This window comes from Streptacidiphilus sp. MAP5-3, assembly GCF_041262505.1.
Classification (GTDB): Bacteria; Actinomycetota; Actinomycetes; order Streptomycetales; family Streptomycetaceae; genus Streptacidiphilus.
Window position 1 is genome coordinate 135,153 of sequence record NZ_JBGCCL010000016.1, and the last position, 22,602, is coordinate 157,754.

The 22,602-nt window shown below is 70.9% G+C and carries 24 protein-coding genes; 10 read left to right on the forward strand and 14 right to left on the reverse strand.

The window, feature by feature from the left end; translation table 11 throughout:
- Positions 1 to 3 precede the first annotated feature (3 nt).
- The 4 genes from ABH928_RS23335 (at position 4) to ABH928_RS23350 (ending at position 3,993) form a co-directional block, all read left to right on the forward strand.
- Positions 4 to 435: an NfeD family protein gene (locus ABH928_RS23335; protein WP_370069580.1), complete on the forward strand. Its 432-nt coding sequence runs from the start codon at positions 4 to 6 to the stop codon at positions 433 to 435.
- Between the two features lie 117 nt (positions 436 to 552).
- Positions 553 to 1,539 carry an SPFH domain-containing protein gene (locus tag ABH928_RS23340; RefSeq protein WP_370069582.1) on the forward strand — a complete coding sequence of 329 codons (987 nt, stop codon included), beginning with the start codon at positions 553 to 555 and terminating at the stop codon, positions 1,537 to 1,539.
- 91 nt (positions 1,540 to 1,630) lie between these two features.
- Positions 1,631 to 1,930, forward strand: a complete 300-nt coding sequence (locus ABH928_RS23345) for a 4a-hydroxytetrahydrobiopterin dehydratase (RefSeq protein WP_370069584.1) — start codon at positions 1,631 to 1,633, stop codon at positions 1,928 to 1,930.
- A gap of 44 nt (positions 1,931 to 1,974) precedes the next feature.
- Positions 1,975 to 3,993, forward strand: coding sequence for a PQQ-binding-like beta-propeller repeat protein (locus ABH928_RS23350; protein ID WP_370069586.1), 2,019 nt, complete (start codon positions 1,975 to 1,977; stop codon positions 3,991 to 3,993).
- 60 nt (positions 3,994 to 4,053) lie between these two features.
- Here ABH928_RS23350 and ABH928_RS23355 read toward each other — a convergent pair whose 3' ends face one another.
- Together ABH928_RS23355 and ABH928_RS23360 are read right to left on the reverse strand one after the other, a co-directional pair.
- Positions 4,054 to 4,560, reverse strand: coding sequence for an HNH endonuclease (locus tag ABH928_RS23355; RefSeq protein ID WP_370069588.1), 507 nt, complete (start codon positions 4,558 to 4,560; stop codon positions 4,054 to 4,056).
- Between the two features lie 149 nt (positions 4,561 to 4,709).
- Positions 4,710 to 5,240 carry a YbhB/YbcL family Raf kinase inhibitor-like protein gene (locus ABH928_RS23360; protein ID WP_370069590.1) on the reverse strand — a complete coding sequence of 177 codons (531 nt, stop codon included), beginning with the start codon at positions 5,238 to 5,240 and terminating at the stop codon, positions 4,710 to 4,712.
- Positions 5,241 to 5,337: 97 nt separating this feature from the next.
- On the opposite strand from ABH928_RS23360, the gene ABH928_RS23365 reads away from it, so the two are divergent.
- The gene (locus ABH928_RS23365) at positions 5,338 to 6,021 is read left to right on the forward strand and encodes a DNA-3-methyladenine glycosylase (protein WP_370069592.1); all 684 of its coding nucleotides are present in this window, start codon (positions 5,338 to 5,340) and stop codon (positions 6,019 to 6,021) included.
- A gap of 65 nt (positions 6,022 to 6,086) precedes the next feature.
- Here the strand turns inward: ABH928_RS23365 and ABH928_RS23370 are convergent, their stop codons facing one another.
- The 12 genes from ABH928_RS23370 to ABH928_RS23425 form a co-directional block, all read right to left on the reverse strand.
- Positions 6,087 to 6,494: a VOC family protein gene (locus ABH928_RS23370; RefSeq protein ID WP_370069594.1), complete on the reverse strand. Its 408-nt coding sequence runs from the start codon at positions 6,492 to 6,494 to the stop codon at positions 6,087 to 6,089.
- 71 nt (positions 6,495 to 6,565) lie between these two features.
- The gene (locus tag ABH928_RS23375; protein ID WP_370069596.1) at positions 6,566 to 7,774 is read right to left on the reverse strand and encodes an IS701 family transposase; all 1,209 of its coding nucleotides are present in this window, start codon (positions 7,772 to 7,774) and stop codon (positions 6,566 to 6,568) included.
- Positions 7,775 to 7,947: 173 nt separating this feature from the next.
- The gene (locus tag ABH928_RS23380) at positions 7,948 to 8,562 is read right to left on the reverse strand and encodes a malonic semialdehyde reductase (RefSeq protein ID WP_370069598.1); all 615 of its coding nucleotides are present in this window, start codon (positions 8,560 to 8,562) and stop codon (positions 7,948 to 7,950) included.
- A gap of 5 nt (positions 8,563 to 8,567) precedes the next feature.
- Positions 8,568 to 9,473: a prephenate dehydratase gene (gene pheA / locus ABH928_RS23385; protein ID WP_370069600.1), complete on the reverse strand. Its 906-nt coding sequence runs from the start codon at positions 9,471 to 9,473 to the stop codon at positions 8,568 to 8,570.
- Positions 9,470 to 10,720, reverse strand: coding sequence for a 3-deoxy-7-phosphoheptulonate synthase (locus tag ABH928_RS23390; RefSeq protein ID WP_370069602.1), 1,251 nt, complete (start codon positions 10,718 to 10,720; stop codon positions 9,470 to 9,472). The genes pheA and ABH928_RS23390 overlap by 4 nt, the downstream gene beginning before the upstream one ends.
- 2 nt (positions 10,721 to 10,722) lie before the next feature.
- Positions 10,723 to 11,148: a chorismate mutase gene (gene aroH, locus ABH928_RS23395; protein ID WP_370069604.1), complete on the reverse strand. Its 426-nt coding sequence runs from the start codon at positions 11,146 to 11,148 to the stop codon at positions 10,723 to 10,725.
- Positions 11,145 to 11,978, reverse strand: a complete 834-nt coding sequence (locus ABH928_RS23400; RefSeq protein ID WP_370069606.1) for a 4'-phosphopantetheinyl transferase superfamily protein — start codon at positions 11,976 to 11,978, stop codon at positions 11,145 to 11,147. The genes aroH and ABH928_RS23400 overlap by 4 nt, the downstream gene beginning before the upstream one ends.
- Positions 11,979 to 12,013: 35 nt before the next feature.
- A complete protein-coding gene (locus ABH928_RS23405) occupies positions 12,014 to 12,493 on the reverse strand; it encodes a quercetin 2,3-dioxygenase (protein ID WP_370069608.1) in 480 nt (159 codons plus the stop codon).
- The gene (locus ABH928_RS23410; protein ID WP_370069610.1) at positions 12,490 to 12,954 is read right to left on the reverse strand and encodes a nuclear transport factor 2 family protein; all 465 of its coding nucleotides are present in this window, start codon (positions 12,952 to 12,954) and stop codon (positions 12,490 to 12,492) included. Before ABH928_RS23410 ends, ABH928_RS23405 begins: the two co-directional genes overlap by 4 nt.
- Positions 12,951 to 13,877, reverse strand: a complete 927-nt coding sequence (locus ABH928_RS23415) for an NAD-dependent epimerase/dehydratase family protein (RefSeq protein ID WP_370069612.1) — start codon at positions 13,875 to 13,877, stop codon at positions 12,951 to 12,953. Before ABH928_RS23415 ends, ABH928_RS23410 begins: the two co-directional genes overlap by 4 nt.
- A 56-nt stretch (positions 13,878 to 13,933) precedes the next feature.
- Positions 13,934 to 16,732 carry an AMP-binding protein gene (locus ABH928_RS23420; RefSeq protein ID WP_370069614.1) on the reverse strand — a complete coding sequence of 933 codons (2,799 nt, stop codon included), beginning with the start codon at positions 16,730 to 16,732 and terminating at the stop codon, positions 13,934 to 13,936.
- 168 nt (positions 16,733 to 16,900) lie between these two features.
- Complete coding sequence (locus ABH928_RS23425) at positions 16,901 to 17,305, reverse strand: winged helix-turn-helix transcriptional regulator (RefSeq protein ID WP_370069616.1); 405 nt, start codon at positions 17,303 to 17,305, stop codon at positions 16,901 to 16,903.
- A 108-nt stretch (positions 17,306 to 17,413) separates the two neighbouring features.
- On the opposite strand from ABH928_RS23425, the gene ABH928_RS23430 reads away from it, so the two are divergent.
- The 5 genes from ABH928_RS23430 to tyrS all read left to right on the forward strand — a co-directional run bounded on the left by ABH928_RS23430 (position 17,414) and on the right by tyrS (position 22,110).
- On the forward strand, positions 17,414 to 18,076 hold the full coding sequence (locus tag ABH928_RS23430) for a DsbA family oxidoreductase (RefSeq protein WP_370069618.1): 663 nt from the start codon (positions 17,414 to 17,416) through the stop codon (positions 18,074 to 18,076).
- Between the two features lie 51 nt (positions 18,077 to 18,127).
- Positions 18,128 to 18,544, forward strand: coding sequence for a nuclear transport factor 2 family protein (locus ABH928_RS23435; RefSeq protein WP_370069620.1), 417 nt, complete (start codon positions 18,128 to 18,130; stop codon positions 18,542 to 18,544).
- Between the two features lie 55 nt (positions 18,545 to 18,599).
- Positions 18,600 to 20,075 carry an MFS transporter gene (locus tag ABH928_RS23440; protein WP_370069622.1) on the forward strand — a complete coding sequence of 492 codons (1,476 nt, stop codon included), beginning with the start codon at positions 18,600 to 18,602 and terminating at the stop codon, positions 20,073 to 20,075.
- A 32-nt stretch (positions 20,076 to 20,107) separates the two neighbouring features.
- Positions 20,108 to 20,701 carry a TetR/AcrR family transcriptional regulator gene (locus tag ABH928_RS23445; RefSeq protein ID WP_370069624.1) on the forward strand — a complete coding sequence of 198 codons (594 nt, stop codon included), beginning with the start codon at positions 20,108 to 20,110 and terminating at the stop codon, positions 20,699 to 20,701.
- Positions 20,702 to 20,847: 146 nt separating this feature from the next.
- On the forward strand, positions 20,848 to 22,110 hold the full coding sequence (tyrS, locus tag ABH928_RS23450) for a tyrosine--tRNA ligase (RefSeq protein ID WP_370069626.1): 1,263 nt from the start codon (positions 20,848 to 20,850) through the stop codon (positions 22,108 to 22,110).
- Positions 22,111 to 22,602: the final 492 nt, after the last annotated feature.

Consider the following 22,602-nt stretch of genomic DNA (forward strand, 5'->3'; position numbering starts at 1 on the left):
ACCATGGTCCCCGTGGAGAGTTGGGCATGGTGGCTGCTGGTCGCGGTGTTGCTGTGCGCCCCCGTGGTGCACACCGCCGCGCTCGAGTTCGTCATGTTCGGGATCGGGGCGGGCGCGGCGTCGCTGACGGCCGGGCTCGGCGGCGGGATCGTGCTGCAGTTCGTCGTCTTCCTCGCCACCACCCTCGGTCTTCTCGTCTTCGTCCGACCGATCGCCAAACGCCAACGGCGGAGCGCTGTTTCGGTCCGGCACGGGATCGAGGCACTGAAGGGGGCGGAGGCCGTCGTGCTGGAACGCGTCGACGAGCACGACGGACGGATCAAGCTCAAGGGCGAGATCTGGTCCGCTCGAACGCTCGCGACGGGGCAGGTCTTCGAGCCGGGGGAGAAGGTCAGCGTCGCGGAGATCGACGGTGCGACCGCCGTCGTGCTCTGACATGCTCTGCGCGCCCCTGTTCCGGCCGCGTTGCGGGCCGTTTGTCTGGGTACCTAGCCACACAACGTCAAAACCACACAGCGTCAAGTTGTTCGAGGGTCTGTCGAGGGAGTCCCTGTGGAAACCGTGATCATCGTCCTGGTCATCGTGGCGGTGTTCGTGTTCGTCGTCCTGCTGCGGACGATCCAGGTGATCCCGCAGGCCCAGGCGGCCATCGTGGAGCGCTTCGGCCGGTACACGCGCACGCTCAACGCCGGGCTCAACATCGTGGTGCCGTTCATAGACACCGTGCGCAACCGCCTGGACCTGCGCGAGCAGGTCCAGCCGTTCCCGCCGCAGCCGGTGATCACCCAGGACAACCTGGTGGTGAACATCGACACGGTGATCTACTTCCAGGTCACCGACCCGCGCGCGGCCACCTACGAGGTGCAGAGCTACCTGCAGGCCATCGAGCAGCTGACCATCACCACGCTGCGCAACATCATCGGCTCGATGGACCTGGAGTCGACCCTCACCTCCCGCGAGACCATCAACGCCGGTCTGCGCGGAGTGCTGGACGAGGCCACCGGCAAGTGGGGCATCCGGGTCAACCGCGTCGAGCTCAAGGCGATCGAGCCGCCGACCTCCATCCAGGACTCGATGGAGAAGCAGATGCGCGCCGACCGTGACAAGCGCGCGGCGATCCTCCAGGCCGAGGGTGAGCGGCAGTCGGCGATCCTCAAGGCCGAGGGCAAGAAGCAGGCCGACGTGCTCCAGGCCGAGGGCGAGGCGCAGGCCGCCGTGCTGCGCGCCGACGGTGAGGCGGCCGCGATCCGCACCGTCTTCGACGCCATCCACTCCGGCGACGCCGACCAGAAGCTGCTCGCGTACAAGTACCTGGAGACCCTCCCGCAGATCGCCCAGGGCGACGCCAACAAGCTCTGGATCATCCCCAGCGAGGTCGGCGAGGCGCTCAAGGGTGTCGGCGGCGCCTTCGCCGGAATGAGCCCGAAGAGTGGCATCCCCGGCATGGGTGGCCCGGCCGACGGCGCGGCGGTCGCTGCCGCCAACGGCGGCCCGAACCTGGACAAGCGCACCGAGCGCCCCGAGCTCGACCCCGAGTGAGCCCACAGCTCCGCTGAGTCCGTCAGGAGACCCCGGCGCGCCGTCACGCGCGCCGGGGTCTCGTGCGTTCCCGGCGAGTAGCGTGCTGCGCATGAGTACGCGTGACCTCCTCACCGACGAGCAACTCACCGACGGGCTCCGGTCCCTGCCCGAGTGGCACCGCGACGGCGACTCGATCCGGCGGACCGTGCAGGCCAAGGACTTCCCGGCGGCGATCCGCATCGTCGTCGCCGTCGCCGGGCAGGCCGAGGCGATGGATCATCACCCGGACATCGACATCCGTTGGCGGAACCTGCACTTCACGCTCTCCACCCACTCCTCGGGCGGGGTCACCGCCCTGGACCTGAGGCTCGCCGCTCTCATCGATGCCGCCGCCCACGCGGAGGCATGAGATGCTGGCTCGCGCATCAGGCAGGCGGGAGCGGTACGACACCCATGGAACGAGACGACACCACCGGGATGCCGGGCGATAGCCCGCAGGAGCACCAGCAGTACTGGCAGCAGCAGCCGTACGACCCCTACGGTGCGCAGCAGTACGACTACTCCGCCTATGCCGAGCAGCAGGTCCCGCCGCCGACCGAGGGCTACTACGCCCAACCCACCGGCTACGAGGGCACGTACGACGGGACGTACGCAGGCACCTACGAGGGCGCGGGCGCGTACGACGGCAGTTACTACGACCCCTCCGGCTACCAGCAGCCCTACCCCTACGCCGCACCGGACCAGGCGCAGACGTACGACCCGCAGACGTACGACGCGCAGCAGTACGCCTACTACGGCCAGGACGCGCAGGCCGCCGAGCAGCCCTACTGGACGGCGGACGGCACGGGTGGCGGCGCCGGCAACGGCATCGGCGCGGACATCCCCTTCCCGGCCCAGGCGACGGCTCCCGAGCAGGAATCGGCCCTCCACTCCGGCCTCCCGGCGGACGCCGATCCCGAATCCGGCGTGACCGACCCGGATGCGACCGGCCCCGACCCGGTCGGCGCCACCGCCGTCAGCCGACGCGAACGGCGCGGCCGGGGAGCCGCCTCCGCGCCGCGAGGTGACGGGGTGTCAGCTCTGCGTGACCGGGCCCTCGCCGCCTTCGGAGGCGGGCCGAACGGCGACCGCAGGACCCTGCTGACGCGCGTCGGCATCGCCGCCGTCGCGCTGGTCGTGCTGGGCGGCGCGGGCATCTGGGTCGCCGGGAGCGGTTCCGGCGGATCCTCGTCGAACAGCAGCGCCGCCGACGCCGCCGCCCAGCCGCAGGCGAACATCGGCGTCAACCACACCAAGTCCTGGGCCGCCCCGGCCGACGCCGGAGCGACCGCCAACGGCGGCAGCGCCAACGACGGTCTGGTCGGCGCCTGGCTGCTCGGCGACGCGGTCGTGCGCGGCGACGGACTCGGCGTCACCGCCTACTCCACCACCGACGGCCACAAGCTCTGGAGTGTGACGCCGCCCAGCAGCGGCGCCGTCCCCTGCGCGATGTCGAGCTCGGTCAACAGCGCGGGCATCGGCGCGGTGGTCTTCCAGTCCCAGCCGGGCAGCGGCCAGGCCTGCTCCGAGGTGGTCGCGGTGGACACCTCCAGCGGCCAGGCCAAGTGGAAGGCGACACTCGCGGGCGGCAACGGCAACAGCTTCGGCGCGTCCGTGATGGTGACGGACACCAAGGTCGTGGCCGTCGGCAACTCCGCCACCGGCTACGACGTGGCCACCGGCAAGCAGTCCTGGAACTACGGCGGACCGGGGAAGTACTGCGCGCTGTCCGGCAACGGCAGCGGCACCGCGCTGCTGGTCCAGAGCACCTGCGCGGACACCTCGATCAAGCAGCAGATCCTGTCGCTGGACCCGAACAGCGGCAACCTGATCTGGTACCGGGGCCTGCCTGCCAACGCCCAGTCGTACACCGTCCTGTCGGCCAGCCCGGCGGTGGTCAGCGTCCACATGACCGACTCCACCCAGGACGAGCTGAAGGCGTGGGACGACAAGGGCAACCCCGAGGCGACCATCCCCGTCTCCCAGTCCGGCGGCACCATCGACTCGACCCACGGCAGCTTCGACCCGGACCCGGCGCTCTTCTTCTCCGGGAACACCGTGGTCGCGGCGATCAACCCGTCGGCGCAGTCCTCCTCAGCCGCCTCCGGGCCCGCCGTGATCGCCGCGTTCGACCTGGTCAGCGGCAAGCAGCTGTGGCGCACCACCGCCCAGGAGAAGGGCGCGGGCGTGCCGGTCGGCATCGACGGCAACGACGCGGTCGTCGCCACCGACGAACGGCTCGGCCAGCCCGCCCGCCTCAGCCACTTCGACCTGACCTCGGGCACGGAGACGGTCGGCGGAACCTTCCCGCAGGGCACCGGCTCGCTCCTCGGCTCGGGCCGGGTGCTCTACCGGGACAGCACGGTGGTGTCGCTGCCGGAGTACACCGGCAGCTACAACACAGCCGTCACCGCCTGGACCGCCGCCAGCTGAGCGGACGGCCAGGCCAGGCCAGGCAGTGCCTCGCCGTTACGCCGCCTCGCCGTCCCGCCGTTAGGCCGCCTCGTCCCAGCCCCGGACCACGGGGCGTCCGTCGACGGTCAGCCCGAGCGCGGCGATCAGCGCAGCGTCGGGTGTCGGCTCGAAAGGGCGGTGCAGCAGCTTCATGCCGGCCTGCTCCGGAGTCCGGTCCGCCTTGCGGTGGTTGTCCGCCGCGCAGGCCGCCACCGTGTTCAGCCAGGTGTCCTGCCCGCCGCGCGACCGCGGCAGCACGTGGTCGACCGTCGTGGCCCGCCGGCCGCAGTACGCGCACCGGAAGTTGTCCCGGGCCAGCACACCGCGCCGCGACCACGCCGCCCGTTGTCGGAACGGCACCCGTACGTACCGCTTGAGTCTGACGACCCGTGGCAGCGGTACTTCCACCGTGCTACCGCGCACCCGTCGCACCGGGTGGGCGTGCTCGACCACGGCCTTGTCCTGGAGTACCAGCACCACCGCGCGCTGCAGTGTCACCGCCGCCAGCGGCTCGTACGTCGCGTTCAGCACCAGAGTCTTGCGCATGGCCCAGCCACCTCCCGGTTCCCGGTCCGCCCCAGGTGGACGGTGGGTCCACTCTGCGGGCGGCCCGGATGCCGGGACAACGCAATTTCGGTGACCTGGGAGTTACGGTCAGGTCGACGAGACGCTTACGGCCATCGCGTACCAGGTCGTCACGGGTGCTCGTACTCCGCGATCAGCTGACCGCGCCCGATCGCGTGGAAGCGCAGGTTGAACCCGACCACGGCGGGCGACGCGTCGGCGTCCGGGTCGAGTTTCTCCTGGTCCACGGCGTAGACGGTGAACACGTACCGGTGCGGCCCGTCCCCGGGCGGCGGCGCGGCCCCGCCGAAGTCCCGCGTCCCGTAGTCGTTGCGCACCTGCACGGCCCCGGCCGGCAGGCCCTTGAAGTCCCCGCTCCCGGCTCCGGTCGGCAACTCGGTGACGTCGGCGGGGATGTCGAAGACGGTCCAGTGCCAGAAACCGCTCCCGGTCGGCGCGTCCGGGTCGTAGCAGGTGACCGCGAAGCTCTTGGTCCCGGCCGGGGCCCCGGACCAGCGCAGCTGCGGCGAGGTGTTCCCGTGCGCGTAGACCTGCGCGTCGGGCAGGACCGCGCCGTCGGAGATGTCGTCACTGGTGACGGTGATCGACGCGACCGGCGGATGGAAGTCGTGGGGGAGCGGACGCCGCTTGGGCTCCGACATGTCGTCAGCCTCCTGTGGTTCGGCGGAACTGGTTCGCTGGAAGGGAATCGCTGGAACTGATTCGCTGGAAGTCCGGCGATCAGCCTAGTCTCGCGGTGTGTCGAAACCAGTTGCCGTGCCGCAGGAACCGGGTGGTGCCTTCGGCTCAGTCGTTCCGCGTGGCCTTCTGGCGCGCGTCGCCCACGAGGTCGCGCCCGAACTGCTCGGCCGGGTCCTGGTCTGCGAGGAGGAGGACCAGGTGCTGGCCCTGCGGATCACCGAGGTCGAGGCCTACGAGGGCGTCGACGATCCTGCGTCCCACGGCTGGAAGGGACCCACGCCCAGGACCGAGGTGATGTTCGGCGAGGCCGGCCACCTCTACGTGTACTGGATCTACGGGATGCACCACGCCGTCAACGTCGTCTGCGGCCGGACGGGGGAGTCCCAGGCGGTGCTCATCCGGGCGGGCGAGATCATTCAGGGACACGCGCACGCGGCCGGGCGTCGACCCTCGGCCAAGCGTCCCGCGGACCTGGCCAGAGGACCGGGAAGGCTGACGCGGGCCCTCGGGATCGACCGCACCGTCAACGGCGTCGACCTGTGTGACCCGGAGTCACCTGTGCGCCTGCACGAGCCGGCCGAGCTTGGCGGGTCGGCCGAGCCGGCGGCGGACCTGACCGTGCTGAGCGGCCCGCGCACCGGCGTCTCGCGGGCACACGAGACGCCGTGGCGCTTCTGGATCGCGGGCGAGGCCAGCGTCAGCCCGTACCGGAGGCACACACCCCGGGTGCGCCGGGCATAGCACGGCCCTCGCCCGCCCGCCCGCCCGCCCGCCGGCCCGTCCGTCCCCGCCCGCCTGTCGGCCGGTCAGGCGGCGACGCGCTGCAGCAGCTCGATGAAGTTGCCGTCCAGGTCCGCGATGTAGGCGACGCGCAGGCTCGGGTCCGGGGACTGGTGCGGCTCCCAGACCGCGCGGGCGCCCGCCGTCACCGCCTCGTCGTACGCGGAGTCGAGCTCCTCGACCTCCAGGCACAGGTGGTGGTAGCCGTGCACCTCGCTCGCCTTGAACGGGCTGGCCTCACGGTTGCCCGGGGTGGAACCCTCGCGTTCGAGCAGCTCGACGCTCAGCCCGTCGGGCCCGACCGCGAAGACTCCGCGCAGTCCCTTGCCCGGTTCCTCGAAGCCGTATCCCCGTTCGAAGCCGAGCACCTTCTGGTACCACTCGAGCGAGCGGTCGATGTCGGCGACACTGACGCCGACATGGTGGAACCTCATGCAGGACCCTCCCCGTTTCTCGATCTGTCCCGATCTCTCGCGGACTTGCTCAATGAGTACATGAGTGCACGTCAGGCCGAGTGGCGCAGGTCTCCCGCGAGCTCCTCGGACTCGTGGTGCTCCGCGTCGGCCGCCAGCATCACCGCCGCATGGGCGGTCGACGCCAGCGTCATGTGGTGGTGCCAGCCCCGGTAGGTGCGGCCCTCGTAGTCGTAGAGGCCGACGTCGGTGCCGGTGTCCGCGGTGTCCGAAGCGACCTGGAGCGCCAGTTTGCTCAGCCGCAGCAGCTGGTCGGGCGACTGCCCCACCATGGACGACAGCCAGAACCCGGACGGCCGACCCCGGGACCCCCGCCACTCGCAGAGCAGCACCAGGCCGGGCCCGTCGGCCGCCCCGGCCAGCCGCACCGGTGTGGCGGAGGCCAGCGAGGAGGTGACCGAGCGGGTCTGCGGCGACTTCCAGGCCACGTGGTGGCGCCCGGCGTGCAGTCCGGCGGCGAGGTGCAGGACCGTGGCGGAGCGGGAACCGGAGCCCCCGCCCGAACCGGCCTCGGCGGCGGCCAGGGCCTGGCCCGTCAGCACGTGGGTGGAGCAGCGGACCTTGAGCAGGAACGGCACGTCGGCGGCGGTGAGTTCGCCGACGACGTCGAGCGGGTTCGCCTCCCGGGCGTCGATGACGACCGGGCGGCGCTCCAGTCCCCACGAGGCGGTGTCGAGCACCGCACGGGCGACGCAGCTGCCCAGCGAGGAGGAGCCGACGTGCGCGGGGATGCCCGCCTCACGCCGCCGGGCGTCCTGCAGCCAGTGGTCGGGCAGGTGCAGCCGCCAGTTGACCGGATAGCTCGCCTCCTCGCGGGCGAGCCAGACGCCGTAGGAGCGCTGGCCCGTGGTCTGCGCACCCAGGTGCGGCACGAACATGCTGTCCACGCCGACCGAGTGCGGCCCGGACTTCGGGATCACCAACGGCGCGACGACCCAGGCGCGGGGCCGGACCTCCTCGTCCAACTGCCGCGCCACCGAGCGGCGCACCTGCCCCCAGTCCCAGGGCGAGTCGCTGATGAAATGGTGCAGTGCGTGGCTCGTCGCGCCGTCCTCCGCACTGGAGGCGATCCTGCGGATGGTCTTGCGACCGTTCGTGGTCAGTAGACCCCGCAGGTACTGCATGGCGTAGATCCGCTGGCCGCGTCTGCGCAGCGGTGCCAGCAGTGCCTCGTACAGCTCCGCATCGGCCTCGCCCTGGAGTGGGCGGCCGAACCTTGGTCGACGGACACCGGCGGTCATCGCGGGTCCTCCCCTCGTAGTCGTCCAAAGAGCTCGTTCGGTGAACCGCTGAGCTCACCGTAGGATCGTAGGCCAACCTTTCCTCGGGCAAGATCGGGACTGCAATGACCTGACCGGTTTCTGATGTTCTGTTAACACTGGCGTTTCATTGCCATGTTGGAAGGTGCGGCCGGTCAGACGGTGCGGAAAACCTCGGTGAACTCCAGCCGCGGCGCGCGCGGTCGGAAGGCGTCCGGTGCGGGGTGGCCGATGTTGACCACCACCAGCGGCCGGTACGGCTCGTCCGGGAAGAACTCCTTGGCCACACCCTCGGCGTCGAAGCCGGACATCGGTCCGGCCGCGAGACCGGCCGCGCGCACGCCAAGGACGAAGTAGCCGATCTGCAGCGCCGCGTTGAGCACCGCGCCCTCGTGCCGGGTCTTCGGGTCCGCGAAGAAGTCACGCGCGTTGGGCAGGTGCGGGACCAGACGCGGCAGCGTCTCGTGGAAGTCGAGGTCGGCGGCCAGGATCGCGGTCAGCGGCGCCTGGCCGGTCTTGGCCCGGTTGTTCGGGTTCATCAGCTCGACCAGCCGCTCGCGCGCCGCGCCGGGGCGGACCAGGACGCCGCGCAGGGGCTGGCTGTTCAGCGAGGTCGGCGCGTACTTGATCAGGTCGAAGACGGCCGCGATCGCTTCCTCGCCGACGGGCTCGTCGGTGAAGGCATGGGCGGTGTGGGCCTCACGGAAGAGCAGGTCCTGGGCGGCGGAGGCCAGGGAGAGCAGGTCCGGGGAGACGGGTGCGGAGGTCACAGGGATCACCTTGGGAGAGTCGGAGTCGGAGTTGTCGGGGTGAGCAGCGGACGGGTCACGGCACGTGGGTAGCTGCCGAGGAACCGGGTCTTCGTGAAGCGTCGGCGCAGGGCGTCGACCGTGGTGCGTACGGCGGGCTGGTCGATGTGGCCCTCGCACTCCAGCAGGAAGGAGTAGCGGCCCAGACCGTCCCCGGCCGGTCGCGGCAGCACCGCGGTCAGCGGGGTCCGGGTCCGGGTGAACTCCCGTAGTACGTCCTGGAGTTCGCCGACCGGTCCGGCCAATGGGACGAACAGGGTACTGCGGTCCTCGCCGGTCGGCGCGGGCAGGGGGTCGTCCCGGCCGTCCCGGCCCTCCAGGCTGACCCGAACGACCCGGACGAACCGCGTCACGGCGTCGGGTCGGTCACCGATGCCCTCGGCCAGCAGGTCGAGCCCGTAGCCGGCCGCGGTGGCGGGCGCGGCGATCGCCGCGTCGCCCGGCACGCCCGCCTCGGCCACGGTGCGTGCGGCCTCGGCGGTGGAACCGGTCGGGACGAACTCCGCGTGCGGGAGGCGCTCCTCCAGCCAGTCGCGGCACTGCGCGTGGGCGTGCGGATGCGTCAGCACCCGTCGGACGGGGGCGGACGCGTGGCCCGACGGCGCGGCGAGCACGAACTCCACCCGCAGCAGCGTCTCGCCGGTGATACTCAGGCCTGGATGCCGGGCCAGGGCGTCGACGGTGGCGGTGACCGGGCCCTCGACCGAGTTCTCCCAGGGCACCACGGCCGCATCCGCCGCTCCGGTGCGGGCCGCCGCCAGCGCCTGCTGAACGCTCGCGTACGGCACCGCCCGGTCGCGCGGTGTCCCCAGACCGGCCAACGCGGCCTCGGTGAAAGAACCGGACGGTCCCAGATAGGCGGTGTGCGTCACCGCAGTCCTCCCACCGCTCCCCAGGAGCCGGCGACGGCGATCGCCTGCTGGGGGTTGAGCCGCGGGTCGCACAGCGTGGTGTAGCGCTCGCCCACGCGGTCGAGGTCGGAGCCGCTCCAGCCGCATTCGGTGACCGCGTCGGGCGTGGCCTCCAGGTGCAGCCCGGCCGCGGTGCTGCCGCCCTCGGCCACGGCCTGCTGGAAGGCCACCACCTCGGCGATCAGCGTCTCCACCGTGCGGGTCTTGTGCCCGCTCGGCGACGTGACGGTGTTGCCGTGCATCGGGTCGCACAACCAGGCCACCGGGTGTCCGGCCGCGCGGACGGCGGCGACCAGCGGTGGCAGGGCCACGCCGGCCCGCGCCGCGCCCATCCGCGCGATCAGGGTGAGCCGGCCGGGCTCGCGGCCCGGGTCGAGCCGGTCGCACAGCGCCACCAACTCCTGCGGCGTCATGGTCGGCCCGACCTTGCAGCCGACGGGGTTGGCCACCTCGGCGAGCATCTGGACGTGGGGGCCGTCCAGTTGGCGGGTCCGCTCACCGATCCAGGGCAGGTGGGTGGAGGCCAGCATGGTCTGGCCGGTCGGGGTGCGGCGCAGCAGCGGGAGTTCGTAGTCCAGCACCAGCGCCTCGTGGCTGGTCCACACGGGGGCCCCGGTCGGCGGCGTCCAGCCGCCGGTGCGTTGCCGCAGGAAGGAGGTGGCGCGATAGGCGGCCTGGTAGCAGGAGAGCATCCGCTCCGGGTCCGCCCGGCGGTCCTGGGCCGTCGGGGCGGGCGAGTTGACCAGGTGGCCGCGGTACACCGGCAACTCCCGGCCGTCGACGGTCTCGGTCGGGGAGCTGCGGGGCTTGGCGAACTGTCCGGCGATCCGGCCGATGCGGATCACCGGCTTGCCGGTGTTCACCTTCATCACCCCGGCCAGGGCGTCGAGCAGGCCGACCTTGCGGGCTACCTGTCCGGACTCGCACTCGGCCGGATCCTCGGCGCAGTCCCCGGCCTGGATGACCTGGTAGTTGCCCTCCGCGGCCTGGGCCAGCAGCATGCGCAGCACCTGCACCTCCTCCCAGGCCACCAGGCCCGGCAGGTGCGCGAGTTCGGCGCGGACGGCGGCTGCGCGGAGCGGGTCGTGCCAGTCGGGCTGCTGCCGGGCGGTCGCCGACTCCCAAGCCCCGCGGCCGTCGTGGGGACGCAGCGGCACCGCCGCGTCGATCGGAACGGGGGCGAGCATCTCGTGGCTGCTGGTGGACATGGTCAGTCTCCTTGCGGGAGGGAGCCGGTTCGGTCCGCCGGTACGGCGGCCAGATCCGGCCTGAGGACGGCGGTGCCACCGAGGTACACATGGCGGAGTGACGCCCGGGAGCGGGACGTGTACACATGGGCCAGGACCCGGATGGTGCGGGTGAGCGCCCCGGGCACGGGGATCTCCGTCGCGCACATCAGTGGCACCTCGGTCAGCCCCAACTCCCGCGCCGCGCGTGCGGGGTAGGCGGACGTCAGGTCGGGGGTGACGGTGAACAGAATGCTGATGAGGTCGTCGCCGACGAGCCCGTTGCCTTCCATGAGCGCGGTGAGCAGCTCGCCGGTGGCCGCCTCGATCAGCGCGGGCTCGTCCGCGTCCGCCCGGGTGGCGCCGCGGACCGCCCGGACCACAGGGGTACAGCTGTCGTGCATGGTCATCGGACTCCTCGCTGCGATGGGCCGGTCCGGGCGCCCTGGCTGACGGCCCGGCGGGCGAGCACCTCCTGGTGCGCGGCCGTCTCGTGAAGAGCCGCGTCGTACAGGGCCGCCGCCGGATGCTCGCGCACCCGGAGCGGCCCCGGGCCGAGCGCCGCCAGGGTGGCCACCGCCCCGACCGGCCGCAGCCGGTGCAGTGCCGCTCCCCGCGTGAGCGAGGGCAGCGGGGGCAGAGCGATCACCCGCAGCCCGCCCCGGTCGGCGCGGACCTCCACCAGCCCGGGACAGATCCGCAGCCCGTGCCCGGTCGCCTTGAGCACGGCCTCCTTGGCCGTCCACACCTGGGCCAGGTGGCGCGGCCGGTCCCGCCGGGGACAGCGGGCGAGCGCCACCGACTCACGGGCGGTGAGCGCCATCCGGGCCAGATCGTCCAGCTCCTCCGGTTCGACGGCGTCCTCGACGTCGATTCCGATCCGGCGGCCCTGACACACCGCCACGGCGGTCAGCCGTGAGCTGTGGGCGATCGAGCAGTCCACGCCGGGCACCCCCGGCAGCCGTGGGCGCCCGTGAGGGAAGGCGCAGTCCGGACAGACCCGGTCGACCGGCACCCGGTCTGGCGGGAGGCCGAGCAGTGCCCCGAGTGCCAGCCGCAGGATCACCGCGGCGGCGGTGAAGCGGTCCCGGTCCGCCGGGAGCCCGGTCGCGGCGCGGCGCTCGTGTTCGGCGGGACTGAGGATGTCCACCAGGTCCGCGGGCACCTGCGACGGCCGGGCCCACCACACCTGGCAGGTGTCGCGCTGCGGACCGGCGTGGGCGGCACGGTTCTCGGTCATCTTCTCCCCGATGCTGCGACTCGGCGGCAGGCGGCTCAGAGGTACTGCGAGTGGTACTTCGTCAGGATCTTCAACGCGTCCTCGGCGTCGGTGAGCCGCTGTGGGTCCGGCGGAGCGGGTTCGCCCGCCACCGCGGGCACGCCGAGCTCCTGGAAGAAGCCCTCCGTGCCACCGGGGGTGAACCAACCGAGCATCTTCACCGGGTCGGGGCCGAGGTTGCGGAAGCCGTGGACGCTGCCGCGCGGGACGAAGACGAAGCCCCCGCGCTCCACGACGTGCTTCTCCTCGCCGTCGGTGAACTCGATCGCGCCGTCCAGGACGTAGAACGCCTCGTCGGCATGGTGGTGGATGTGCGGCGGCGGCCCGGCGTCGGCGGGGACGACGGCCTCCAGCAGGCTGAAGGCGCCTCCGGTGTCCTTTGCGTCCGCCTTGAACGTGTAGCGGTCGCCGAACACCCAGCGGCTCGCGCCGCCGCCCGCCGGGACGTAGAGCACGCGTGGGTCCTCGGTGCTCATCGGGTCTCCTCCCGCGCCTCCGCGGGGGGCAGGTCGATGAGCCGGCGCATCTCGACGGTGTCGAAGTAGTCCTCGAACAGCACGGCCTTGCCGTTCTCCAGCGTCCAGGAGTGGACGAACTTCAGGGTCGCGGTGCGGCCGTCGAGCGCCTTCACCTCCCGGGTGCCGAGGACGATCACGCGTCGGCCGAAGACCAGGAACTCCTGCGGCTCCAGCCGCATCCCGCCGAGACGGGTCGGCACGTGCGCGAGGAACTCGCGCATCCCGGCGTGCCCGTGCTTGGGGCCGCCCAGTCCCACGTCGCGCATACCGTCGGGGTGGACCCAGACCACCTCGGGGTCGAAGAATGCGAGGATCCCCTCGACGTCCCGCCGGTGGAACGCCTCGTACGCGGCGCGGATGCGCTTTTCCACCTCGGCCGGGTCTGCAAGGTCCGTTGCGCCGGTCTGCTGGTCGCTCATGCCGGGACCTCCGTCAGCCGGACGTCGGGGAAGTGTGCCTCGAGAGTGCGTCGGATGCCGTCGTGCCACTCGACCGTGCAGTCGCCGATCAGGGCTCGGCGCTTGGTGCTGTCGAAGGCGTAGGTCTCGCGGGTGACCTCGCTCTTGGCGAACTTGGCCTCCACGCCGGTGAGTTCCTCCATGTACCGGGCACAGTCGGTCATTCCGACGGGCTCGTCGCCGCCCCAGTTGACCACTGTGGCAGGCGTCGAGGCGATGCCCCACAGCAGCGGCACCTGGTGGACCAGGTCGTCGGTGTGGATCAGCGAGGCCCAGTTCTGTCCCTCGACCGGGATCTGGATCGGCTCGCCCGCCAACATCTGCTTGAAGTACATCACCGGCACGCCGCCGTAGGAGGCGGGCCCATAGGAGATGTTGAGCCGGGCGATGGTGGTCGGCAGCCCCAGCGTCCGGGCGTAGGCGCGGGCCGTGCCCTCCGCGGCGATCTTGCAGACCGGGTAGGTGGGCAGCCACTCGGCCACCCCGTCCAGCGGGTCGGTCTCCTTGTACTGGTGGTCCAGCGTCTGGCGCTTGTAGAAGGCGCCGGTGGACACGTGCAGGAAGGCCTCGGCCTTCTGGCAGTGGGTCATCAGCCGGCCCACCGCGACCGAGTTGACCTCGATCGCGGTGTCGAAGTCGCCGTCGTAGCCGCGGTGCACGGCCGAGTGCATGACGTGCGTGAAGTCGTCCGGCAGCGATTCGAGGGTGTCCTCGCCCATGTCCCAGTGGTAGGTGGTGATGCCCTGCGCGCGCAGTTCGTCCTCCACGCCCGGCGTGCCGAAGCGGCCCAGGCACCAGACCTCGTTGTCGGCGGCGAGCGCTTCCGCGACCGGACGGGCCGCCTGGCCGGTGCCCCCGGTGATCAGGATCTTCTTTCCGTGCATCAACTGTTCCTCATCTGTACGGACCTGCTGCTTACTCCGGCGCCCTGCCGGTGCTGCTACTTGGCGTCGAGCGCCCGGTCGAGCTCGGCGCGCAGGATGCTCTGGAAGTTGGCCACGTGCTTCGGGCCCATCAGCGTGTAGTGCTCGCCGGGGACGTCGAGGAAGCGGTTCGGCTCGACGGTGAAGTCGTCCCAGCGCCGCAGTTCCTTGTTCAGCCAGTCCTGCTTGGTGCCGCGCAGCGGGATCGCGTAGAAGATGCTCATCGACCGCACCTGACCGCTCGGCTGGTACGTCCGGCCGAGGCCGGTCAGGCCGTCGGCGAGGTCGGCCCAGGCGGTGAACCGCGGCAGGTCCAGGTCGAGTTCGGCCAGCCGCTCCGGCGGCGCGATCCGGATCAGGTGCGCGAGCTGCTCCTCCTTGCTCAGCGGACGCAGCTGCTCGGGCAGCTCCTTCGCCTGCTGCTTCGAGATCAGGTCCAGGAACATCGCCAGGTTGACGGCCGTCTCGATGAAGTCCAGCTCGTCCATCCGGTACTTGATGTGCGGGGGCAGGTTGAAGCTGCCGAGGAAGTCGACCCGCTCCCCCTCCGCCTCCAGCAGCTTGGCGACCTCGAAGGCCACCGCCGCGCCGAAGGAGTAGCCGGCCAGCGCGTACGGGCCGTGCGGCTGCTTGGCGCGGATCGCGTCGGCGTAGCTGCGGGCCATCTCGGCGAAGCTCTCGAACGGCTTCTCCCCGGGGTTGAAACCGCGTGCCCGCAGCGCGTAGAAGGGGCGCTCGTGGACGAAGTACTTGGCCAGGTTGACGAAGACGAGGACCTCGCCGACGCCGGGGTGGACGCAGAAGAGCGGCGTCTTCTCGCCACTGGTCTGCAGCGGCACGATCGGGTCGTAGACGCCCTCGTCCGCCGCCGAACCGGCCTCCAGCCGCCCGGACAGGGCCCGGACACTCGGCGCGGTGAGGATCGCCAGCACCGGCAGGTCCTCGACCCCGAGCCGGACGCCGAGCAGCCGCTTCAGCCGCAGGATGTCCAGTGAGGTGCCTCCCAGGTCGAAGAAGCTGGCCGTGGCGCTGATCGCGTCCGGCGCGACCTCGAACAACTCGGCATAGATCCCGGCCAGTGCGGTCTCGAGCTCGCCCTCCGGGGCCACGTGGCCACCGAGCTGACGGGTCACCAGGTCCGCCACGGCCTCCTGCTGCGCGGCGTAGGCGCCGGACTCCAGCCGGGACCGCATCAGCGGGCGCTGGATCTTGCCGAGGCTGGTCTTGGGGAACGCCTCCTTCGGCAGCGGCAGCAGCAGCGAGGGCCGGAACCCCCAGGCCATCACCACGCTGTTGCGCACCGCGATCAGCAGCCGGTGCAGCTCGGCCTCGTCGTCCGCGGGCAGCGTGGTGGCGAACGCGATCACCAACTGCTCGGTGTCGCTGCCCTCGGGACGGGTCGGGAAGGCCGCCACGTACGACTTGTCGATGCCGTCGAGCTCCTCCAGCAGCGACTCCATCTCGTGGCTGAAGTAGTTGACCCCGTTGACGATGATGCTGTCCTTGCTGCGGCCGACCAGGCTCAGCCGACCGTCGGTCAGCCGCCCCAGGTCTCCGGTGCGGAACCAGCCGTCGGCGGTGAAGGCGTCCTCGGTGGCCCGGTTGTTGTTCAGGTAGCCCTCGGTGACCATCGGCCCGTAGAGCTGGACCTCGCCGACCTCGCCGTCAGCCAGCGAGCGGTGGCCACCGTCCTCGACCACGCGGATGCTCAGCCCGGTCACGGGGCGGCCCACGGCCGCGAACTCGGCGCCCGCATCGCCCGCGGGGAAGGTCCGGTTGTAGATGCTGCCCGCGCAGGTCTCCGTCATCCCGAATGCGGGCCACAGCACGCCGCGGTCCAGCCCGTAGGGGGCGAGCGCGTCCAGGAAGGCCGCGCCGGTGCTGACCAGGTTCGCCTCGCCGCCGGAGATGATCCGGCGCAGGCTGGACAGGTCGAGCCGCAGGTCCTCCGGAAGCTGGGAGAGCGCCCGGTTGATCAGCCCCAGCAGGAAGTTCGGCGTGAACGTCATCGTCACCCGGTGCGCGTCGATCAGCCTGAGGAAGCGCAGCGGGTCGCCGAGGATCGTGTCCGGAGTGGTGTGCAGCTGCGTCGCGCCGACCGAGAGCGGCAGCAGATGGGCCTCCAGCAGCGCCGCGACGTGGTCGTAGGAGATCCAGTTGAGCGTCACGTCCTCGCCGGTGAGGCCTTGGACCTCGGCCTTGGCACGCATCGACGCGAGCAGGTTGGCGTGGCTGAGCATGACGGCCTTGGAGTTCCCGGTGGACCCGGAGGTCAGCACCAGCAGGGCCACATCGGCGGGCTTCGCCTGGTGGATCTCCAGGTCCGCGGGTATGGACGTGGCTTCGAGGTCGGCCAGGTCGGCCACCTCCAGACCGGGCACGTCCGGCAGTTCGGCGCGCAGCCGACCGGAGGTCACCAACAGCGGCTCGTCCAGCAGCGCTCCGGCGTGGGTGAGTTGGGCGGCCCAGCGCTGCGGGTCGTTACGGATGGGCACCATCGGGCAGGCGGGCATGCCGCCCAGCAGACAGGCCCAGAAGGCGGGCAGGAACTCGTCCGGCCGCTCCAGCAGGAGCGCGACGGTCCGGCCGGGCCCGGCCCCGCGGGCGTGCAACCCGGCCAGGATGCGACGGGCGTCGTCGAGCAGCTCCGGGTAGGTCTGCAGCCGACCCTCCGTCACCTGCCCGGTCAGGCTGTACCGCACCCCCCGGTCCGGGACCTGACGGGCCGCCAGCACGAGCAGGTCGGCAACATTGCGGGCCTCCTGCGCCGGGGGTGCGACGCCGGTCTCCGCAGGGAGGGATTCCAGAATGGTCATCGTCCTGCCTCTCACAAGTGCCTGGGAAGGGCCGCCGACAGCTGTGAGGCGGCGGCCCTTGCCAGAATGAACATGCACTCGAAGAGAGGCAAAGATCGCGAGACGCACTTCGCCAGTTCTCCGGGAGAGTGCCAGATTCTCGGACCACCCCCGGTCTGACGTGGGACGTCAGGCGGAGGCTGCCTGGGTGTCGTGGCTCTGCTGGGCCGCGATCACGTCGGCGGTGCGCTCCCTGATCCGGTCGAGAAGCTGGAGCAACGGCTCGGTCAGGTCCTCACCGACCAGGGTGAGCTGGTACGAGACCTTGGGCGGGGACGAGGGCTGCACGGTACGGCTCACCAGTCCGTCGCGGACGAGGGTCCGCAGGGTCTGGGTGAGCATCTTGTCGCTGATCCCGCCGATTCGGGCGTTCAGCTCGAAGAACCGCAGCGGGCCGCCCTCCAGAGCGGCCAGGACCAGCACGCCCCAGCGGCCCGCCACATGGCTGAGCACCGTCCGGACGGGGCAGTCGCTGTCGAAGACATCGCCGATCTGATCGGCGGAAACCGCGCTCACCTGCATGCTTTCCGTCATAGCGGGAGCTTACCCAAAAGTGCGTACTTTCTAAAAGTTAGCTCGCATCCTATGGTGAGCTTGTTGCTGATCACGGCTGGTCGCGGCGGATTTCGACGATGGGTGGCAATGCGCATGCACGTGGAGCTGTGGGTTGACCTGGTGTGTCCCTGGTGTCCCATCGGCAGGCGGCGGTTGGAGCGGGCAGTGGTCGGCCTCGGCCACCGCTTCGAGGACACTGTCTCGCTGCGCAGCCTGCCGCTCCCTCCTCCCGTCCCGTACCGGGCCGGACGGCTGCTGCCCGCGCATGTCGCCGCCGCTGGCATGACGCACCGTCAGGTCCAGCAACGCATCGCCTATGTCACCGAACTGGCCGCCGCCGAGGGGCTCGAGTACCACCTCGACAAGGCCCGCCCGGTCGACACCTTCGACGCCCACGGGCTGACCCACTGGGCCGACCGCCGCGGACTCCGACCCACACTGACCGAACGACTCGCGCGGGCCTTCACCGGCGAGGGCATCGACCTCTCCGCCCACACCACCCTGGCCGCACTCGCGGCCGAGGTCGGTCTGGACGCCGACGAGGCGGCCACCGTCCTGGCCGGAGACGCTTTCGCCGACCACGTGCACGCCGAGGAGCGCCGCGCCCGGCTGTTGGGCGCCGCTGGCGTCCCCTTCCTCGCCGTCCAAGGGCGTCCCTGCTCGGGAGGCGTACCGGAGACCGACGAACTGGCGCGGCTGCTGGGCCCGATCCTGCGCACCCTCCCGGGCCCGGGCCCGGCCGACAGCTGACCACCCGTCCCTTCGCTGTTCACCACCCGATTCACCGACAGGAGCACCACCATGACCTCGACCGCCGATCTCTCGACCGCCAACCTCGAGCTGGTCCGCGGCGTCTACGCCGCCTTCGACCGCCGGGACCTGCCCTCCGTGCTGGACGCGTTCGCCCCGGACATCGACTGGGTCCACCCCGAGGGCATGGTCGCCTACGGCGTCGGCGGCACCAAGGTCGGGCACGAGGGCGTCAAGTCCTTTCTCGCCAAGGTGCCGAGCGTGCTTGCAGGGCAGCAGGTCGTGCCCGAGGAGTTCGTCGTCGACGGCGACCGCATCGTCGTCCTCGGCAGCCGCCATGTGACCGCTCACAACGGCAGGACCGGCACCCTCCGCTTCGTCCACTCCTGGACCCTGTGCGACGGACGCGTCACCCGGCTCGAGGACGTCTTCGACACGGCGGAGATGCACCGACTGATCGCCGACTGATCGCCGACCGACGCGCGCCGCTCCGCCAACTCACCCACAGACAGGTGACTCTGCGATGACCCCATCCGATCCCGGTCCCGACCCGCGCCGCTGGCTGATGCTGCCGGTGGTGCTGCTGGCCTCCTTCATGGCCCAGTTCGACACCTTCGTGGTGAACGTTGCCGCGCCCTCGCTGCGCAGCCAACTCCACGCCGGCGACGTCGCCCTGGAGCTCATCGTCGGCGGCTACGCCTTCACCTACGGCAGCGGCATGGTGACCGGGGGTCGTCTCGGCGACATCTTCAGCCACCGCCGTATGTTCCTGATCGGCCTGGGCACCTTCTCGGTCGCCTCGCTGCTCTGCGGACTCGCCGTCACCCCCGGCGAACTCGTCGTCGCCCGCATGGCCCAGGGACTCACCGGCGCGCTGATGGTGCCGCAGATCCTCGCGCTGATCACCGCACCGTTCGCCCCTTCGGAACGACCCCGCACCATGGCCTGGTTCGGCGTCACCGCCGGGCTCGCCTCGGTCGCCGGGCAGGTCCTCGGCGGGATGCTGCTCGACGCGAACCTGTTCGGGCTCGGCTGGCGCGTCATCTTCCTGATCAACGTCCCGGTCGGCGCGGTCACCATCGCCTGCGCACTGCGCCTCGTCCCCCGGCACACCAACGAGCGGCGGACCTCTCTCGACCTGGTCGGCGCGCTCGGCGTGTCCACCAGCCTGGCGCTGATCCTGGTCCCGCTGATGCTCGGCCGCGACGCGGGCTGGCCGGTCTGGACGTGGGTCCTGATGATCGCCGCCCTTCCCGCCGTGGCCGCCACGCTTGCCTGGGAGCGGCGGCTCACCGCCCGCGGCGGTGCCCCGCTGCTCGACCTCAAGCTGTTCAGCAGCCGGTCGTTCACCGGCGGACTGATCGTCAACATCGCCTTCATGGCGTTCTTCGGCAGCTTTATCTTCACCCTCACCCTGCTGCTCCAGTCCGGCCTCGGCCTCTCCGCGCTCGCCGCCGGGCTCACCTTCACCCCGCTCGGCGTGCTCCTGGGCGTCACCTCGGTCGCCGGTCGACCGCTGGTCGCCAAGTACGGCCTGCGCGTCCTGGCGCTCGGCGCCGCGATCAGTGCGGTCGGTGTCGCCACGCTGCTCGCCGAACTGCACCAGCTCGGCCCGGACATCACCGTCGGCTGGATGCTCGCCCCGCTCGGCCTGGTCGGACTCGGCAACGGCCTGGTCATGCCGGCCCTGATGGGCTCGGTGCTGGCGGGCGTGCCGCAGGCCCAGGCCGGAGCCGCCGCCGGCGTCCTTACCACCAGCCAGCAGTTCGCCAACGCCACCGGCGTCGCCCTTCTCGGCACGGTGCTCTTCGGCGCCGTCGGGGCCCACCCGACCCGGGCCGACTTCACCTCGGGCCTCCAGATCACGGCGGGCATCGACATCGCGTTGCTGCTGGCCACGATCGGCCTCACCCTGCTGCTGCCGAAGGCCCCCGCCCCGGCCGCCCCCGCCCCCCGGCCTGCCGAGGCAGCCCCGGCCGCCGGAACCGTCCGCTCCTGACACTCGCCCCTGACCAGGAAAGGAGGAACGCGGTGGCCCGCGTCTCTCCGCAGTACCGCGACAGCCGCCGTCGCCAGATCCTCGACGGCGCCCGCCGCTGCTTCCTCGCCAAGGGCTTCCGGGCGGCGTCGATGCAGGACGTCTCCGGTGACGTCGGCCTGTCGACAGGAGCGGTCTACAGCTACTTCTCCGGCAAGGAGGCGCTGATCGCCGACGTCGCCGCGGACGCCGCCGGACGGCTCGGCCGGATCATCGTGGCCGCCGCCGTGGCGGAGCCGTTCCCGACCGTGAACGAGCTGCTCGACCGGATCCTCGCCAACCCGGCGCTCGCCGAGGACTGCGACGGCTCCGCCCGCCTGCTCATCCAGGTGTGGAGCGAATGCCTGCACAACCCCGCACTCACCGACCGGCTCCGCTCCGCCTGGGCTGAGCTGGTCGAGGAACTCCTCGAATACGGACAGCGCCTGAAGAACCACGCGACACCGCTCGGTGGGGCCAGCGCCGAGCACCTGGTCCGGGCAGTGATCGGCATCGTCCAGGGCCTGCTGGTCCAGCGCGCCCTGCTCGGTCCCACCAGCGGCGACGCCATCCGCGAGGGGCTGTCCGACCTCGTCGTCCGCATGTGAGCCGTCGTCACTCCGCTGCTGCCCTGTTCGCCCCTCGAATCGGATTAGCCAAGACGGGACTCTTTCAGCGACCCTGTACAGGGCACTGACACGGCGCTGACCGACTCCCGACCAGGCCGACCGTACGAACGAAGAGACGAGGGATCGTGACCGACATCGTCGACGAGCTGCAGTGGCGTGGGCTCATCGCCCTGTCCACCGACGAGGACGCCTTGCGCAAGGCCTTCGCGGACGGCCCGGTCACGTTCTATTGCGGCTTCGACCCGACCGCGGTCAGCCTCCACCTGGGCAACCTGGTGCAGATCCTGACCATGAAGCGGATCCAGCAGGCAGGCAACAAGCCGCTGGGCCTCGTCGGTGGGGCCACCGGCCTGATCGGTGACCCGAAGCCCACCGCCGAGCGGGTGCTCAACGACCCGGAGACCGTCGCCGAGTGGGTCGGGCGGCTGCGCACCCAGATCGAGCGCTTCCTCGACTTCGAGGGGCCCAACGCCGCGCAGATGGTGAACAACCTCGACTGGACCTCGGGGATGTCCGCGATCAACCTGCTGCGTGACATCGGCAAGTACTTCCGGGTCAACAACATGATCGCGAAGGAGGCCGTCGCCCGACGGCTCAACTCCGACGCGGGCATCAGCTACACCGAGTTCAGCTACCAGGTCCTCCAGGGACTGGACTTCCTGGAGCTGTACCGCCGCCACGGCTGCATGCTGCAGACCGGCGGCAGCGACCAGTGGGGCAACCTGACCGCCGGCACCGACCTGATCCGCAAGGCCGAGGGCGTCAGCGCGCACGCCCTGGCCACTCCGCTGATCACCAAGGCGGACGGCACCAAGTTCGGCAAGACCGAGTCGGGCACCGTCTGGCTCGACCCGGACCTGACCTCTCCGTACGCGTTCTACCAGTTCTGGCTCAACGCGGACGACCGTGACATCTCCAAGTTCCTGCGCATCTTCAGCTTCACGTCGCGCGAGGAGATCGAGGAGCTGGAGCGGCAGACGGAGGAGGCGCCGTTCAAGCGCGCCGCCCAGCGAGCCCTCGCGGAGGAGCTGACTGTTCTCGTCCACGGCCAGGACCAGCTCGACCGCGCGGTCGCCGCGTCCAAGGCGCTCTTCGGCCAGGGCGACCTGACCGAACTCGACGACCGCACCCTGGCCGCCGCGGTCGCCGAGCTGCCGAGCGCCCAGGTGTCCGAACTCGGCGAACTGGTGGACCTGTTCGTCGCCACCGGCCTCTCCGCCAGCCGTTCGGCCGCCCGCCGAACGGTCAACGAGGGTGGTGCCTACCTCAACAACAACAAGATCGACGACGAGGCCGCCGCGGCCACGCCGGCCGACCTGCTCCACGGCCGCTGGCTGGTGCTGCGCCGGGGCAAGCGCAACCTCGCCGCGGTCGAGCTGGTGCGCTGACGCTACGCCGTCGGGCCCCCGGCGCAAGCCGTTGACCAGCATGTTCACCCGAAGGGTGGAGATTCGACAGAGTCTCCACCCTTCGTGTTTGACGATCGCGGCATCAGGGTCTAACGTTGGTCGAGTCGCCTGAATCGGACAGATGCGTCGTACGGAGCGTCGCTCCGCCGCACCAGTCCAAAGTGACCAACCCGCAGCTGATTCACTCACTTGATCGGTCTCGTAGGCACCGGTGTCTGTCCGGTCCGGAACGAGTCTTTTTGGTGTGCGAATTTGCGAACGGAAGTGGATTTCCCGGTCTCCGGAAAATGCGCTAACGTAGCGGACGTCGCAAACGAGCGACTCCCGACTTTCCAGCCGGGAAGCGGAAAAACCGGTCGGCGGATCTGCTAAGCTGGAAAACGAAGGAAGCGCCCGGAGGGCCCGGTGAAACGGGGCTGAAGGAAGCGTCCGTTCCTTGAGAACTCAACAGCGTGCCAAAAGTCAACGCCA

Bases quoted from the DNA above. Each gene is read 5' to 3' on its own strand.
- ABH928_RS23420 (WP_370069614.1), bottom strand. From the start codon at position 16,732: ATGACCATTCTGGAATCCCTCCCTGCGGAGACCGGCGTCGCACCCCCG.
- ABH928_RS23345 (WP_370069584.1), top strand. From the start codon at position 1,631: ATGAGTACGCGTGACCTCCTCACCGACGAGCAACTCACCGACGGGCTC.
- ABH928_RS23440 (WP_370069622.1), top strand. From the start codon at position 18,600: ATGACCCCATCCGATCCCGGTCCCGACCCGCGCCGCTGGCTGATGCTG.
- ABH928_RS23390 (WP_370069602.1), bottom strand. From the start codon at position 10,720: ATGTCCACCAGCAGCCACGAGATGCTCGCCCCCGTTCCGATCGACGCG.
- ABH928_RS23415 (WP_370069612.1), bottom strand. From the start codon at position 13,877: ATGCACGGAAAGAAGATCCTGATCACCGGGGGCACCGGCCAGGCGGCC.
- ABH928_RS23430 (WP_370069618.1), top strand. From the start codon at position 17,414: ATGCGCATGCACGTGGAGCTGTGGGTTGACCTGGTGTGTCCCTGGTGT.
- ABH928_RS23355 (WP_370069588.1), bottom strand. From the start codon at position 4,560: ATGCGCAAGACTCTGGTGCTGAACGCGACGTACGAGCCGCTGGCGGCG.
- ABH928_RS23360 (WP_370069590.1), bottom strand. From the start codon at position 5,240: ATGTCGGAGCCCAAGCGGCGTCCGCTCCCCCACGACTTCCATCCGCCG.
- aroH (WP_370069604.1), bottom strand. From the start codon at position 11,148: ATGACCATGCACGACAGCTGTACCCCTGTGGTCCGGGCGGTCCGCGGC.
- ABH928_RS23410 (WP_370069610.1), bottom strand. From the start codon at position 12,954: ATGAGCGACCAGCAGACCGGCGCAACGGACCTTGCAGACCCGGCCGAG.
- ABH928_RS23405 (WP_370069608.1), bottom strand. From the start codon at position 12,493: ATGAGCACCGAGGACCCACGCGTGCTCTACGTCCCGGCGGGCGGCGGC.
- ABH928_RS23435 (WP_370069620.1), top strand. From the start codon at position 18,128: ATGACCTCGACCGCCGATCTCTCGACCGCCAACCTCGAGCTGGTCCGC.
- ABH928_RS23425 (WP_370069616.1), bottom strand. From the start codon at position 17,305: ATGACGGAAAGCATGCAGGTGAGCGCGGTTTCCGCCGATCAGATCGGC.
- ABH928_RS23400 (WP_370069606.1), bottom strand. From the start codon at position 11,978: ATGACCGAGAACCGTGCCGCCCACGCCGGTCCGCAGCGCGACACCTGC.
- ABH928_RS23375 (WP_370069596.1), bottom strand. From the start codon at position 7,774: ATGACCGCCGGTGTCCGTCGACCAAGGTTCGGCCGCCCACTCCAGGGC.
- ABH928_RS23335 (WP_370069580.1), top strand. From the start codon at position 4: ATGGTCCCCGTGGAGAGTTGGGCATGGTGGCTGCTGGTCGCGGTGTTG.
- ABH928_RS23370 (WP_370069594.1), bottom strand. From the start codon at position 6,494: ATGAGGTTCCACCATGTCGGCGTCAGTGTCGCCGACATCGACCGCTCG.
- ABH928_RS23350 (WP_370069586.1), top strand. From the start codon at position 1,975: ATGGAACGAGACGACACCACCGGGATGCCGGGCGATAGCCCGCAGGAG.